Origin of the sequence: Dickeya aquatica (assembly GCF_900095885.1) — a bacterium.
GTDB lineage: Bacteria > Pseudomonadota > Gammaproteobacteria > Enterobacterales > Enterobacteriaceae > Dickeya > Dickeya aquatica.
Genome location: NZ_LT615367.1, coordinates 330718 through 346291, shown reverse-complemented (window position 1 = coordinate 346291; position 15574 = coordinate 330718). Strand labels below are relative to the sequence as shown.

The following is a 15574-nucleotide window of genomic DNA, read 5'->3' as shown; positions in this document are numbered from 1 at the left end:
GGAACGATGATGAAAGCATTCCGTTTAGCATTACTCACCAGCGCCTTACTGAGCACCAGCGTTCTGGCCTACGCACAGGATGATTTGAGCGCCATCAAAACCGCAGGCGTTATCAAATTCGGCACCGAAGGGACATATGCGCCTTACACCTATCATGATGCCTCCGGCAAGCTGGTGGGTTTTGATGTGGATGTCGGCCGCGCGGTGGCAGAAAAACTGGGCGTGAAAGCGGAGTTCATCGAAGGCCGCTGGGATGGGCTGATTGCCGGTGTGGATGCCAAGCGCTATGACGCTGTCATCAACCAGGTTGGAGTCACCAAAGAGCGCCAGGCAAAGTATGACTTCTCCAAACCGTATATCGACTCAAAATCGGTGCTGATTGTGCGGGGTGATAACACCAACATCAAATCCTTCGCCGATCTCAAAGGGCATAAATCCGCCCAGAGCCTGACCAGCAACTATTCAAAACTGGCCACCAGCTACGGCGCAGACATCGTGCCGACCGATGGCTTTAACCAGTCGCTGGAACTGGTGTTGAGCGGCCGCGCTGAGGCAACGCTGAACGATAACCTGTCATTCCTGGATTTCAAAAAGCATAAACCGGATGCCAACGTCAAAGTGGTCGCTACCGCTGAAAGCGGCGATCCCTCAGCGATTTTACTGCGCAAAAACCAGCCGCAACTGGTTGAGGCGCTGAACAAAGCGTTAGATCAAATCAAAGCTGACGGCACCTATCAGACCATTTCTGTGCGATACTTCGGACAAGACGTTTCCAAATAATGCATTGTCCTGCGCATGCATCGCTATCGGAGTGATCGTAGATGCCTTCATGGCTACAACTCATGGCAGACTCCTTTTGGAGTCTGCTTTCTGCTGGGCTAACCTTCACCGTTCCCCTCGCTATTCTTTCCTTCATTTTGGGTTTGATGCTCGGCGTCGTCGTGGCGTTGCTGCGCTTGTATGGCCCGAAACCGTTGAAAAAGCTGTGCGATTTTTATGTGTGGATCATTCGCGGCACACCGCTACTGGTACAGCTATTTCTGATTTTCTATGGCTTGCCTGGCGCAGGCATCACGCTCGATGCCTTTCCGGCGGCGCTGATAGGGTTTAGCCTGAATGTCGGTGCTTACAGTTCAGAAATCGTGCGTGGCGCGATTCTGTCTGTTGCCAAAGGTCAGTGGAATGCCGCTTACTCACTGGGCATGAGCGGTGCGCAGGCCATTCGTTGGGTGATTGTGCCGCAGTCGGTATTCGTGTCACTGCCGCCGCTGGCCAACACCTTTATCTCTCTGGTCAAGGATACCTCGCTGGCCGCCGTTATTACCGTGCCCGAGATGTTTCTGGCCGCACAGCGTATTGTGTCGGTTACTTATGAGCCATTGATCCTCTATGTTGAAGCTGCGCTCATCTACCTGATGTTCAGTACCATACTGAGCAAGCTGCAAACCCGGCTGGAAACCTATTACCAGCGCCATACCGTGCATTAATTACCGCCGGATACGGCATTTGTTTACGCAGACACATCAAAGGGCAGCCCGGTTGCGTCGGGTTGCCTTCCGTTTGCACCTCGCTCGCACCGGTTCTGCACTAAAAAAGACGCGCTGACCGAGTGTTACTGCTCTCGCTGAGGCAACACCCACCTGTTAATACCTCTCTTTTGCATTCATTGCACCAAATGAGTTCAAGGAAATAACAACCCCGCCATTTTGGTGCAATTCATGCCTTCGCTTTATCCCGCCATACCCTGCATTTATCACCAACAGGGACTGATACGATTTAGTTTTCTCTTTCGGCGGGCATAATCACAAATTGGCATTACTTTTGCTTAATCTCAGAGACGGGATGTTGTGTCTAGCACAACACCGACAGACAGAGCAGGCGTAGCATGACTGCGCCAAACACAACAGCACATTACAATTATTAGGCACATACGATGATTATGAAAAAAGTGATTATGTCTACGCTGGTTGCCAGCGCTTCACTGTTTGCCTTCATCAATCAGGCACACGCAGGCGCAACCCTGGATGCCATTCAGAAGAAAGGGTTTGTACAGTGTGGTATCAGCGATGGGCTCCCTGGTTTCTCGTATGCTGATGCCAACGGCAAATATTCCGGTATTGACGTTGACGTCTGCCGTGGCGTCGCGGCTGCCGTATTTGGCGATGCCAGCAAAGTGAAATACACCCCGCTGACGGCAAAAGAGCGTTTTACCGCACTGCAATCCGGCGAAGTGGATATTCTTTCCCGTAACACGACCTGGACGTCCTCCCGTGATGGCGGTATGGGCCTCGCCTTTACCGGCGTGACTTACTATGACGGCATCGGCTTCCTGACGCATAACAAAGCCGGGCTGAAAAGTGCGACCGAGCTCGACGGCGCAACCGTTTGTATCCAGGCCGGTACCGATACCGAGCTGAACGTGGCTGACTACTTTAAAACCCACAACATGAAGTACACCCCGGTGACATTTGACCGTTCTGATGAAAGCGCCAAAGCACTGGATTCCGGCCGCTGTGACACGCTGGCTTCCGACCAGTCCCAGCTGTATGCCCTGCGTATCAAACTGGGTAAACCGGCTGATTTTGTGGTGCTGCCGGAAGTGATTTCCAAAGAACCGCTGGGGCCGGTCGTGCGCCGTGGCGATGAAGACTGGTTCGCCATCGTGCGCTGGACGCTGTTCGCCATGCTGAACGCAGAAGAAATGGGTGTGACCTCTCAGAACGTTGACCAGATGGCCGCTAAACCGACCACCCCGGATATGGCGCACCTGCTGGGCAAAGAGGGCAACTTCGGTAAAGACCTGAAAGTACCGGCTGACTGGGCGTATAAAATCGTTAAACAGGTCGGTAACTACGGCGAAGTGTTCGAGCGTAACGTAGGTCAGGGCAGCGAGCTGAAAATCAAACGCGGCCTGAACGAACTGTGGAACAAAGGCGGCATTCAGTACGCCCCTGCCGTTCGTTAATTCCTGATGCAAAACCGGGCACGTACTGGCAACCAGACGTGCCCTTGCTTTATCCGTTACTGAGGCTCCGACATGCTGCAACGCCCAACCGTGAAAGGTGATTTATCACTGACTAATCCAGCGGTGCGCGCCTGGTTGTATCAAATTCTTGCTGTCGTCATCGTGGTGGTGGCCGCTGCGTATCTGCTGCACAATACCGTCACCAATCTTTCGCAGCGCGGAATTACATCAGGTTTTGCCTTTTTAAATAACAGCGCCGGTTTTGGTATCGTCCAGCACCTGATTAATTATGATCAGGGCGATACCTATGCCCGGGTTTTTGTCATCGGCCTGCTCAATACGCTGCTGGTTTCGGTGATTTGTATTATCTGTGCATCACTGCTGGGGTTTATCGTCGGGCTGGCCCGTCTGTCTGATAACTGGCTGCTGCGTAAACTATCCACCATTTATATCGAAACGTTTCGTAATATCCCGCCGTTATTGCAAATCTTCTTTTGGTATTTCGCGGTATTACGTAACCTGCCTGGCCCGCGTCAGGCCGTGAACGCCTTCGATACCTTTTTTCTCAGTAACCGTGGCCTGTACATTCCGGCGGCTGAGTTCGGCCCAGGCGTGCTGCCGTCTTTCCTCGTGCTGATAGCTTCTCTTGGCTGTGCTGCCGCGTTGTATCGTCGCAACAAACGCTACCATGAGCTTACCGGGCAGCAACGGCGTTACTGGCCCATTCCGCTGGCAATGCTGGTGGTTCTGCTGGGGCTGTCTCACCTGATTTTTGGTCAGGCCTTGCACTGGGACTTTCCGGTACTGAAAGGGTTTAACTTTAATGGCGGTTTGGTACTCATCCCTGAGCTGGCCGCGCTGGCGTTGGCCTTATCGGTGTATACCTCGTCGTTTATCGCCGAAATCATTCGCTCAGGGATCCAATCCGTATCCCATGGGCAACATGAAGCCGCTTTATCGCTGGGGCTGCCAAAGCCGGTGACATTACGCAAAGTAATTTTGCCACAGGCGCTGCGGGTGATTATTCCACCGCTGACCAGCCAGTACCTGAACGTGGTGAAAAACTCATCGCTGGCCGCCGCTATCGGTTATCCCGATATGGTGTCACTGTTTGCCGGTACGGTGCTCAACCAGACCGGTCAGGCCATTGAAACCATTGCGATTACCATGTCGGTTTATTTGATTATCAGCCTGCTTATCTCGTTACTGATGAACATCTATAACCGGAAAATCGCGTTAATTGAGCGCTAAGGAACAGGATGACCATGATGACACATACACCATCCCATCCGGCACGCATCAGCAGCGCCATCGCCTGGGCGAGGAAAAACCTGTTTTCCAGCATCACCAACAGCCTGCTGACACTGGCCTGTTTGTGGCTGCTGTGGACACTCATCCCGCCGTTGCTCAACTGGGCCATCCTTAAAGCCAGTTGGGTCGGCAACAGCCGGGCCGACTGCACCAGCGATGGCGCGTGCTGGGTGTTTATTCATGCCCGTTTTGATCAGTTCATGTACGGGTTGTACCCGCGCGAAGAACTCTGGCGCATCAATTTTGCGCTGGTACTGGCACTGCTCAGTATCCTACCGATGTTCTGGCGCAACATGCCGCACCGGGGTCGCTATATTGCCGTCTGGTGCGTGGTCTACCCGCTGGTCGCCTGGTGGTTGCTGTTCGGCGGATTTGGCGGGCTGACGCGGGTGGAAACGCGTCAGTGGGGCGGCCTGACGCTCACCATCATCATCGCCGCCATCGGTATTGCCGGAGCGCTGCCGCTGGGCATTCTGCTGGCGCTGGGACGCCGCTCCAACATGCCGGTGCTGCGTGCACTGTGCGTGATTTTTATCGAGTTCTGGCGCGGCGTGCCGCTGATTACCGTGCTGTTCATGTCCTCCGTGATGCTGCCGCTGTTCCTGACCGAAGGCACCAATATCGACAAACTGCTGCGGGCGCTGGTTGGGGTGATTCTGTTCCAGTCAGCCTATGTGGCGGAAGTGGTGCGCGGCGGCTTGCAGGCACTGCCCAAAGGGCAATATGAAGCGGCGCAATCACTGGCATTGGGGTACTGGCGCATGCAGGGGCTGGTAATTCTGCCGCAGGCGCTGAAGATGGTGATCCCCGGTCTGGTCAACACCATCATTGCGCTGTTCAAAGACACCAGTCTGGTCATCATCATCGGCCTGTTCGACCTGTTTAGCAGTATCCAGCAGGCGACTGTTGACCCGGCCTGGCTTGGCATGTCCACCGAAGGTTATGTGTTTGCCGCCATGCTCTACTGGATCTTCTGCTTTAGCATGTCGCGCTATAGCCAGCATTTAGAAAAACGTTTTGATACTGGACATAAGTCCCATTGAGGTTATCCATGAACCAGGACACATTAACATCGCCTTCCGACTACATGATCACGCTGGAAAATGTGAATAAGTGGTATGGGCAGTTCCATGTACTGAAAGACATCAACCTGCAAGTCAAACAGGGGGAGCGCATCGTGTTGTGCGGGCCGTCCGGCTCGGGTAAATCGACCACCATCCGTTGCATCAACCACCTGGAAGAGCATCAACAAGGCCGTATTACCGTTGATGGCATCGAGCTTAACCACGATAGCCGCAACATCGAAAAAATCAGAACCGAAGTGGGCATGGTATTCCAGCATTTCAACCTGTTCCCGCACCTGACCGTGCTGCAAAACTGCACGCTCGCTCCGTGCTGGGTACGCAGTATGCCGAAAAAAGAGGCCGAAGCGCTGGCGATGCACTATCTCGAGCGTGTGCGCATCGCCGCCCATGCCCATAAATACCCCGGTCAGCTTTCCGGTGGCCAACAGCAGCGTGTCGCCATCGCCCGTTCCCTGTGCATGAAGCCGAAGATCATGCTGTTTGATGAACCCACCTCCGCGCTTGACCCGGAAATGGTCAAAGAAGTGCTCGATACCATGCTGGGGCTGGCGGAAGATGGCATGACCATGCTGTGCGTCACGCACGAAATGGGCTTTGCCCGCACGGTCGCCAACCGGGTTATCTTTATGGATCAAGGAGAGATAGTCGAACAGGCTCCACCGGATATCTTCTTCACCACACCGCGCTCAGAACGTACGCAAACGTTTCTGGCGCAGATTCTGCATTAATTCCGCTGCGTGAATCTGCTCTATGTTTACGCCCGCCATCAGGCGGGCTTTTCTTATCGTCTGACTGCACCACCTATCGCCTGGCTGAACCACCATACGGGCGGCCCAGGCACCGTCACGCAGATCTATTAACGCAAAATTTGTGACGAGGCTTTATTTCTATCCTTACACGCTGCATCCGTGCAATCCCAGGAGCGGAAGGGGGAGAGCGTAACCTGCTGATTCAATGCCTGACTACCATCGACATTCAGCACCAGGCCGCTAAAGCGATTAACCAGACGGTAGCTACCATCGCGGCTCTCACTGCCGTCATCACGCGTCGTCAGCGTCTCTACTTTTACCCATTGTGAACTCAGGCAAGCCGTGGCCGTCGCATCCGGCTTACAGGGGTCGGGCAATAACCCCACCTCTGCGCCCCATTTTCTCATCGCATGAATATCGGCTGATGCCATCACACCCAGAAAGCGTTTTTGCTCACGCTGGCCTGTCGGATAGGCGGCGATGCGCAGATAACCGTCCTGCTTATCTATCCATTCCCAGCGTAAATTCGCCGGATGCTGATTGCGGTCATGAATAACCGTGAGATTGAAGTTAGCGTCTGCCGACAAGCGCTCCCCATTTTTATTTTGCAACGTTGCTGCCGCTAGCGCCGCAGCCTGCCGCGCAGGGGTGCCGGTCAGCGTCACATCAATATATTCGCCACCATATTTCTGGCACTCAATATAACAAAACGTCCTGAAGGTTTTTCCAACGATAAAATTAGACAGCGTCTGCACCTGTGGGTCTAACATAAAGCGATACCAGGAACGGGTCACATAGTTATTTAGCGTCAGTAATTTCTCCCATTTCTGGCTTGAGAGACTGTCTGTGGCATAAATGTCCAGCGCACTTTTCCCTTCATTTTTCGGGCCGGATGACGGTTCAGGCGTGCCAATGTATTTCTTTAAATAACTGTTCCATGAAACATTAATAACCCGCAGTGGAGAATTAATGAGTTTCCCTTGCGCAGCTAATTCAGATGCCGTACCACTCATTGTTTTGGGGTTATATTCAGGGGAAAAATATCCCTTTTTGGATATCTCAACAGGTACGATATTACTGGCGGGCCCAGCGTTACCTAATGCATAGTCATCAGAAATAAATTCTTCCCACACCCCATTATGGTATTTTCGCCAGCTACGCGGTGCCATTTTATCTGCAATCGGAGCCCGCATCACATGCGCCTGCATAAAAGAGCTAAACCCGCTCCAGCCGGAAAGGTTCATGGTTCGGCTGGTATAAAACAGATAGAAGTAACCCGAAGCATAATCCACAAATAACCTGGGGTCACCGCCGCCGTAATTATAGGTCTGCCCAAGTGCACTCTCTCGTGAATCCTTCATGCCGTACTGAGAAGTTTGAATAACGTCGGTGACCGCCCAGTTCTGTCCTTTATCGGTCGATTTAACCAGTTCAATCGCATCATAGCGTGGGTTTACGCCGAAAATTTCATCGTGCAGCAAGCCGTACCAGTCACCGCTATCCGGGTCAACCCAGACATCCATTAAGCCACAGTAATTGATGTAATCATAATCCGTGCCGCGCGGTTTAATGCGTTTCATTAGCGGCGTATTCACACACAATGGTACGGTATTTTGCACAGTCGCCTGATCATAAATCGCTTTCACCTTATTATAGTCATCTAATTTATCTTTTATTTTATTACTGGCATCCTGGTAATTATCCGCGCTGAAAAACCGCCATGCATGATCGGCATTATTAGGGTTATATTTATTATACTGAGACAGTGTATCATGATAGAAATATTTACCCGTTTCATCGATAAAAGAAAACCCGGGTGAATCATTCGTTAAAAAAACAGCAGCAGGTGATGTATGTGTGGCAGTAACCGCCGCTTGTAAATATTGAAAAGGCATACAGCTAAAATAAACCACACCACAACCAATTAATCTTATGCTTATTTTCATTACTGTCTCCTCGCGTGACAAGAAATGGATATTGCCCGATATCACCAGGCAATATCATCAGTTCGCTACATACAGGTCACTCTGTTTTTATATTTATTTAAACTCTCTTTATTAAATTCCATCGCCTGTTTCGCATTAACCGAGCGCCACAATAGCGGTTGTTTATCGAGCATGCTGATATGTTTAACACATTCACATACCAGGCTATTGAGTATGGTAAAGCCAATAACCGAGGAGATTGAGCCGGTTGAAAAGTCATGGTGAGGAACAGGAATAATCGCATCACCAGGCATTCCGCCCATATCAAGCACATAATCACAAACATCTTCGAGTTTTTTACCACTCTGATGCCGGGATGTGACAGATCGGGTAAATGCCAGTGACGTTAGGCCAATGACAATCAAGCCACGTTTTTTCCCTTCTATTGCAAATTCAACCGGAACAGGGTTACGGCCTGATGTTGACACGACAATAAGAATATCGCCTGGTCGTAATTGTTTTTCGGCATCAAGCGCTATTGCGGCCAACCCGTGTTGACGTTCAGCAAACGTGCTCATCGGCGCATAGGGCGATAGGGCTAAAACGGGTGGTAAAATAGCATTTACCTGTACCAAACCACCGGCACGAAAATACATTTCATGAGCAAACATCTGTGAATGACCACAGCCAGTCACATGAATCATCCCATCATTGATGATGGCATTAGCCATTGCCTGTGCACAGATGACCATGCGCTCTTGCTGCGATTTTACCGCATCAATATGTTGCAGCAACTCTGTCAAATATTTTTTGTACATGTCCCCTCCCCAATTACAGGCAACTGACGCGGCCTTTCATCGATGAAATATGTGTCTTGTTTATTGCATCACCTTTATCCAGATTTGAACTGACCCAAACTGGCGGAGTTAAACCTGCCTCAGCCAAATTGCACACCGTCTGTGTGACCAGCGCCTGAATAATAGAAAAACCAATCACAGATGAAACCGGGCAACATTTTTCAGATAATCCATCCAGCTCAATAATGGCATCGCCATAGGGAATATGCAGATCCACCGTGACGTCAGCCACGTCATTCAGAAAAAATCCCGACGAGTGCTTAGGGGTTGTGCATTTACTGAATGCCATTGACTGCAATGCAATAATGGGAATACCTCGCTTTTTAGCGGCCAGTGCAATATCAATTGTCGGTATGGTACGTCCTGCTATGGATGCCAAAATAATACAGTCATTCGCTGAAGTCTGTTGATCTTCAAAGACCGTAGTACCTATTCCCTCGACCTCATAAATATGGTCAGAATACGCCTGCGTTCTCGGTGCCGTCGCAAACAGATGCGGCAACAAGGGATTTATTGGTACTAAACCACCGGCCCGATAGAACGTCTCCATCGCATAGATATGACAATGTCCGCCAGAAACATGAATCACACCATCCCGCTCAATGGTGCGGGTCATCAGCTTTGCTGCGTGCTCAATATTATGCCCTTCACTTGCCATCACGTTTTCAATGATGCGTTTGCACTCATCAATATATTTAATCACACGTCCCCCTCATTGATTTCTTAAAGAATACCGAAATAATGAAAAAACACAGAACCAATAATCATTCCGAGCATTGTTTTCACTGGTGACAACCCACGCATAATTAATTTGTAGCAACCAATAACAATAATGAGGGGAAGAATATTTGGCATAATCTTGTCTAAAATCCCATCTTGAATATTGATCAATGTATCGCCAAGATGAATTTCAGCACCCAGCCTGACTCTGACAAATGATGCCGTCAACGCGCCGACAACCGTCAATCCAAGTATGGTAGCACCGCGGCTAAACGCTTCGCTTTGCTGCTTTAACGTACCAAGTGCATTTAACCCTAACTTATACCCATAATTAAAAAGAGGAATATAAATTGAAAATCTGATCAAATTAAACAGCAATAAGAAAATAATGGGCGCGATATAGACATTATCCAGCGCTAACGCTGCGGCAATTGAGGCGGTAATCGGCAATATGGTCAATTGACACATCGCATCACCAATCCCGCCGAGTGGCCCCATTGCCGCCACTTTGAAAGAGCGAATGGTTTCTATCGGCTGCTTGCCTTTTTCCATTGCCAGAATAACGCCTTGCATGAAAGAAACCAGCCACGGCGATGTATTAAAAAATTCATTATGTAACTTTAAGGATAAAGAAAGATCCCGCTTATTCTTATGAATGCGCTGTAATGCAGGCAACATAGCATAAAGAAAACCGGATGACTGCATACGCTGATAATTAAACGATGCCTGAACCCATAGCATACGTAGCCAGGACTGCCTCATGATCTTTTTATCCAGTTCGGCACCGGCATCCTTATCAAGATACTCGTCATCATTAATAATTTCGGAAGTATGTTGTGACATATCAGATGCCCTCATCCATTTGTTTATCATCAGACGGCGTGATACTACTTTTACGTTCGGTATGATTGAAATAATCAATAATCGCCACCGAGGTTCCAAGCAGTGCAATAGCAATAATTGGCAGTTTTAAGAACGTGGCACAGACAAAACCTATAATGAAAAAAGGAATATATTTTTTCTCTTTCAACATCATTTTTAATAGCATGGCAAAGCCGAGCGCAGGCATCATGGCACCGGCTATACTTAACCCGTCGATAATAACTTTTGGCACCTGTTCTACAATCGCCTTTGCAACAACATCGCCAAACCATGCAGGAATAAATGCGCAGATAAAAAAGGTGAAAAAATAGGCCGACATCCCCAGATAATTAACGCGCTCAATGCCTTTTACATCACATGCACCCGCCATTTTATCGACCTTCGACATTAATGTGGCAAAGGCGGTAAATTGAATAACGGTTAACTGCTGCATCAAGATAGCAAATGGAATAGCGACCCCAACAACCGCGCTGGGAGATAAGCCTGACTGAATACCAAAAACCACCCCTAACGCGGCACCAATGGTGACATTCGGTGGCTGGGCACCTGCTAATGGCATGAGACCAAGCCAGGCCAATTCTAATGTTGCACCAATTTCCAGGCCTGACTTGATATCTCCCATGATTAAACCGACGACGGTTCCTGTCACGATAGGCCTGCCTATCATGAATCCAGAGCCATAATAATCCAGCCCGGCAAGACCGACCCATAAAGCAATAAATAACACCGTCAAAATATCCATACCTATGCCTTATAAGTATTGTTCAATATTTATTGGTATATCTGATGGGTTACGCTGAATCGTGCAGGACACCCCCAGACTAACCAATTCCCTGAATGCATTTTTGTCACGTTCATCTAACGAAACCGTCGCATGAATTTGCTCTTTTCCTTCCTTGTAGTGCATGTTCCCAATATTTATTTTTTTAATCGGCACACCGCCTTTCACCAGCGTTAATGCGTCTTGTGGGGTGCGAACCAGGATAAATATTTTCTGGTGGTCGGCTGCTTTATGAATAATATCTATCGTTTTTTGCAGGCTAAAAAAGCGCGTATCAAATTCACCGGCTGACATTTTTGCTAATGCCTGCTGTGCCGGGTCTTGTGCAACAGCGTCATTAGCAAAAAGAATCAGATTACATCCAGAGTGCGGCCCATGGCCTACGGCAACCTGACCATGTAATCCTCGCTCATCAATTCGGGTATAGACAATATTCGGCATCGTTAAATTCCTTGCTTTATATTTTTGATATTTTTATTCATGAATATTTTTATAATTTGTTATCACTCATACACATACGAATTTTCGCCTCCACCACGTCTTCCATTGCCGTCATTGCCGGTACCAGATATTGGCGTGGATCGCTGGCATCAGGGTGGCGGCTGAGAAAGGCTTTCATGGCATCGGCAAAGGCTATTTTCAGTTCGGTTGCCACATTGACTTTGCAAACCCCAAGGCCGATACAACGCCGCACGTCAGCCTCAGCCACGCCGGACGCGCCATGCAGCACCAGAGGAATATCCACCTGCGTGCGAATCTCAGCCAGACGCGCAAAATCAAGACGCGGTTGCGCTTTATACAACCCATGCGCCGTACCAATCGCCACAGCCAGCGAATCAATGCCGGTACGGCGCACAAACTCGGCCGCCTTGAGCGGATCGGTAAAGTTTGCCTGGGCGGCATCCACCATCAGATCGTCTTCCTGGCCGCCAAGCTGGCCGAGTTCCGCTTCAACACTGGCTCCCATACGGTGGCAAAAGCTAACAACGCGCTGCACTTTCTCGATGTTCTCTTCAAAGGGAAAGTGGGAAGCATCAATCATGGCGGAATGAATGCCCGCTTCGATTTTGTGGCGAATATCCTGCTCGTCCTCGTGGTGATCCAGATGCAGTACCAGCGGAATACGGTGTTCCTGCGCCGCCGCCTGACAAATCGAGATGAGGTATTCGACGCCCGCATGACGATAGGTGCCTGGTGTACCGGCGAGAATAACCGGTGAACACAGACGCGCCGCAGTGCGCGCGACTACCTGTACGGTTTCCAGATTATGAATATTGAAGGCAGGAATAGCGTAACCACGACGCCTGGCATCTTTGAGCATTTCATGGGAAGAGATCAGATACATAGTGACTCCTGTGCGCCATTGTCGCTGTTGACGCAAGCTCTGGAAAAAACAGCAGAAAAGCAGGCAGGGTCGATAGCCTGCCCCGCAACCCAAATATGTTGCTGATGCAGATCGACACTCAGCGCGAGCACGTTAGCCTGCTTGCCAACCGCCAGCGATCCCAGCCGGTCGGCAATACCGAGCATACGAGCCGGTGCCAGCGAGGCCATATGAATGGCATCGGCAAGCGTCACACCCGCCAGATGAACCATGTTGCGCACCGCACCGAGCAGGTTAAGGGTACTGCCCGCCAGCCCACCGGCCTCGGTACGTACAACCCCTTCTTTCATCTCCACGCGGTAATTGCCCAGCAGATAGTGCCCATCCGGCATACCGGCGGCACGCATCGCATCGGTGATGAGCAACAGGCGATCGTGGGCACAACAGTGGCAGAGCCGAAGAACACTGGGATGCACATGATGACCATCGGCAATCAGCTCCAGCCAGGCAAATGGATGCATCAGGCCGGCCCCCACCATGCCCGGCTCACGATGGTGTAGGCCACGCATACCATTAAAACAGTGCACCAGGCCTGTCGCGCCCGCTGACAATGCCTCCCTGGTCGTGTCATGATCGGCGGCGGAATGCCCCAACATGACCCGAACGCCAGTGGCGCTCAGATGACGAATCGCCTCAAGGGCATGTGGTTTTTCCGGGGCCAGCGCAACGACTCTCAGAGTGCCCCGTGCGCACCGTTGTAACCTGTCCAGCTCGGCAATATTCAGTTCACGAAACAGTGCAGGATCATGAGCCCCTTTATTTTCCGGCGTGAAGTAGGGGCCTTCCAGATAACTGCCAAGCAGTTGCGCCCCCGGCATACCGGCTTGCACCCCATCCGCAACTCTGCTGAGGGTGTGTTCTATCTGATCTAAAGGAGCGGTAACCGTTGTCGCCAGAAATGCGCCGACACCTTCAGCCGCTTTAGCCAGCGATAACGTCCTGAGCGCATCACGCGTGTTATCCATCACATCGACACCGACCGCGCCATGCACATGCCCATCGATCAGCGCAGGCACCAGCAAATCAACATCTCGCGCCGGGCTGCCATCCCTGATGGGATCAATCGCGGTGATAATCCCATCGACAAAGGTAAGCTGTTGGTGCTCCAGCCATCCTTGCTCAGTCAGCAGGCGGCGGGCACGGATTTGAGCAACCATCAAATCCCCTCCTCCGCCAGACACGCCTGTGACTGGCTTTCTTTGCGTATTTCATCCGCCAGAGAGGTCAATCCACGGTGTCCGCATGCCAGCGCCTGGACGCGAAACTCACTGGCACTCAACGCATCACGTTCTAACAGCATCTCCAGTAATAGCTGAAGATTGATCCCGGTTATCACTTCACGTTTGGGTGCCGCCATCGCTAACAGCGAAGCCACACGAAAGGGGGTTCCGCCCAGTAAATCCGTGAGGAATACCACACCGTCCCCTTGCTCCAGCGCAGCAAGCGCTGCTTCAAATTGCAGCGTTAACGTGCTGGTGGTCGATGATTCAGGAAAATCAATCACCGCGACATTGGGCTGCTCACCCAAAACCTGCTCCACCGCTTTTGCCATTCCACTGGCAAACGCGCCATGACCACTGATGATGATGCCCAGCATGTAATGCACTCCTTTTCTAAAGGACTCAACACAACTCCACAGGGTTAACAACAGGCTACCTGGAGAAAACCCAACCCATTGAGAGGGTAAATACTCAATACATTCAAATTGATAGCAATTTCCCTTCGGCCTGCTTCCTGCGCATTGCCTCATCATTGTGGCGTTCATGCGGGTAAATTTTCACCCCTTGCACCACCCGGTTAACGTGCCCGCCAGGGCACGGATTATCAGGGCCAATTCCCAGGCTTAAGGCGGTGTGGAAGGCATAGAACTGGGCGTACAGCAGGTAACAAAATGCCAGTTGGGCATCGTCCCCTTGCAGGGTTTCGGGCAGGTAGAGGTGCTCACCTTCCTCGATGCGGCTATCGTGCCTGTCGGCTATCGCCACTACGCGAGCAGCCTGTGCGTCAGTGCGTAACTCGCGCAGCAAATCCAGGTCATATTGACGGGTGTAGGGATCATTGGAGATAAACAACACAATCAGCGTCTGTTCGTTCACCACAGACTTGGGGCCGTGGCGAAACCCGGTTGGCGAATCAAACATCGCCACCACGCGCCCTGCGGTCAGCTCCAGCAGTTTTAAGGCCGCTTCCTGTGCAATGCCTTGCAGACTACCGCTGCCAAGATAGATAACCCGCTGGGCCATTGGGCCATTCCAGCGCGGTACGCACTGAACCGCTTGTTGCAAGATAGCCTCACCAGCTACCGCCAATTGTGCACAACGTTGCTGGCTAAACCGCTGCGGCAGAAAGACCGCCAGACAACTCAGCATCATGCTGGTCAGGCTACTGGTCATGGCAAAACTGCGGTCATGGGTTTGGGCTGGCATCAACAGCGCCAGCGAATGCGGCTCTTGCAGGCAACGCTGATAGAGCTTGCCCTCGCCGTTGCAGGTCAGCACAAGATGGTAGCAGTGGCTAAGCAGTTGGCTGGCAAGCTCAACGGCAGCCACACTTTCCGGGCTATTGCCGGAACGGGCGAACGAGATGAGCAACGTAGGGCAGTCCTGAGCCAGATACTCTGCCGGGTCGGTGACAATATCGGTAGTCGCTATCGCCTCAACACGCGCATTCAGGGCGGCGGCCAGATAGGGAGCCAGCGCCCGCCCGGCAAAAGCCGATGTCCCCGCACCGGTCAGGATCACGCGCAGATTGCCATAAGACAGCAACGGCGCAAGGAAGCGATCCAGCGTCTTGCGATGCTCCGCCACCATCGTCAGCGTTTCGCACCAGGCAGCCGGTTGCTGGTAAATTTCACGGGCTGTCGCAAGGCCATTGGCAGTACGTAATGCCTCGACTGAATAACCAAGGATCATGTC

Annotated in this window: 16 protein-coding genes; 6 read left to right on the top strand and 10 right to left on the bottom strand. The window is 51.3% G+C overall.

What is annotated here, in order from left to right:
• Positions 1-9: 9 nt before the first annotated feature.
• The 6 genes from DAQ1742_RS01580 (at position 10) to DAQ1742_RS01555 (ending at position 6089) form a co-directional block, all read left to right on the top strand.
• Positions 10-780, top strand: coding sequence for an amino acid ABC transporter substrate-binding protein (locus DAQ1742_RS01580; protein ID WP_035339370.1), 771 nt, complete (start codon positions 10-12; stop codon positions 778-780).
• Positions 781-821: 41 nt separating this feature from the next.
• Positions 822-1487 (top strand): amino acid ABC transporter permease, encoded by a 666-nt coding sequence (locus tag DAQ1742_RS01575; RefSeq protein WP_035339367.1) that lies wholly within the window; start codon positions 822-824, stop codon positions 1485-1487.
• 452 nt (positions 1488-1939) lie between these two features.
• Entirely contained in the window at positions 1940-2965 is a 1026-nt protein-coding gene (locus tag DAQ1742_RS01570; protein WP_035345656.1) for an amino acid ABC transporter substrate-binding protein, read from the top strand.
• Between the two features lie 72 nt (positions 2966-3037).
• Positions 3038-4216 carry an amino acid ABC transporter permease gene (locus DAQ1742_RS01565; protein ID WP_035339365.1) on the top strand — a complete coding sequence of 393 codons (1179 nt, stop codon included), beginning with the start codon at positions 3038-3040 and terminating at the stop codon, positions 4214-4216.
• Positions 4217-4224: 8 nt separating this feature from the next.
• On the top strand, positions 4225-5319 hold the full coding sequence (locus DAQ1742_RS01560) for an amino acid ABC transporter permease (RefSeq protein ID WP_180706214.1): 1095 nt from the start codon (positions 4225-4227) through the stop codon (positions 5317-5319).
• 8 nt (positions 5320-5327) lie between these two features.
• Positions 5328-6089 carry an amino acid ABC transporter ATP-binding protein gene (locus tag DAQ1742_RS01555; protein WP_035339363.1) on the top strand — a complete coding sequence of 254 codons (762 nt, stop codon included), beginning with the start codon at positions 5328-5330 and terminating at the stop codon, positions 6087-6089.
• A gap of 128 nt (positions 6090-6217) precedes the next feature.
• Here the strand turns inward: DAQ1742_RS01555 and DAQ1742_RS01550 are convergent, their stop codons facing one another.
• The 10 genes from DAQ1742_RS01550 to DAQ1742_RS01505 form a co-directional block, all read right to left on the bottom strand.
• Entirely contained in the window at positions 6218-7690 is a 1473-nt protein-coding gene (locus tag DAQ1742_RS01550; protein WP_197731764.1) for a hypothetical protein, read from the bottom strand.
• A 431-nt stretch (positions 7691-8121) separates the two neighbouring features.
• Positions 8122-8853 (bottom strand): sugar isomerase domain-containing protein, encoded by a 732-nt coding sequence (locus DAQ1742_RS01545; RefSeq protein WP_035339359.1) that lies wholly within the window; start codon positions 8851-8853, stop codon positions 8122-8124.
• A gap of 13 nt (positions 8854-8866) precedes the next feature.
• Positions 8867-9595 (bottom strand): sugar isomerase domain-containing protein, encoded by a 729-nt coding sequence (locus DAQ1742_RS01540; protein WP_035339357.1) that lies wholly within the window; start codon positions 9593-9595, stop codon positions 8867-8869.
• 20 nt (positions 9596-9615) lie between these two features.
• Entirely contained in the window at positions 9616-10455 is an 840-nt protein-coding gene (locus DAQ1742_RS01535; protein WP_035339355.1) for a PTS system mannose/fructose/sorbose family transporter subunit IID, read from the bottom strand.
• 1 nt (position 10456) lies between these two features.
• Positions 10457-11236, bottom strand: coding sequence for a PTS N-acetylgalactosamine transporter subunit IIC (gene agaW, locus DAQ1742_RS01530; RefSeq protein WP_035339353.1), 780 nt, complete (start codon positions 11234-11236; stop codon positions 10457-10459).
• A 9-nt stretch (positions 11237-11245) separates the two neighbouring features.
• Complete coding sequence (gene agaV, locus DAQ1742_RS01525) at positions 11246-11716, bottom strand: PTS N-acetylgalactosamine transporter subunit IIB (protein ID WP_035339351.1); 471 nt, start codon at positions 11714-11716, stop codon at positions 11246-11248.
• Between the two features lie 49 nt (positions 11717-11765).
• Positions 11766-12620 carry a tagatose bisphosphate family class II aldolase gene (locus DAQ1742_RS01520; protein WP_035339350.1) on the bottom strand — a complete coding sequence of 285 codons (855 nt, stop codon included), beginning with the start codon at positions 12618-12620 and terminating at the stop codon, positions 11766-11768.
• A complete protein-coding gene (gene nagA / locus DAQ1742_RS01515; RefSeq protein ID WP_035339348.1) occupies positions 12611-13816 on the bottom strand; it encodes an N-acetylglucosamine-6-phosphate deacetylase in 1206 nt (401 codons plus the stop codon). Before nagA ends, DAQ1742_RS01520 begins: the two co-directional genes overlap by 10 nt.
• Positions 13816-14256 (bottom strand): PTS galactosamine/N-acetylgalactosamine transporter subunit IIA, encoded by a 441-nt coding sequence (gene agaF / locus DAQ1742_RS01510; protein ID WP_035339346.1) that lies wholly within the window; start codon positions 14254-14256, stop codon positions 13816-13818. The genes nagA and agaF overlap by 1 nt, the downstream gene beginning before the upstream one ends.
• A 103-nt stretch (positions 14257-14359) precedes the next feature.
• On the bottom strand, positions 14360-15571 hold the full coding sequence (locus DAQ1742_RS01505) for an SIS domain-containing protein (RefSeq protein ID WP_051123985.1): 1212 nt from the start codon (positions 15569-15571) through the stop codon (positions 14360-14362).
• Positions 15572-15574 lie beyond the last annotated feature (3 nt).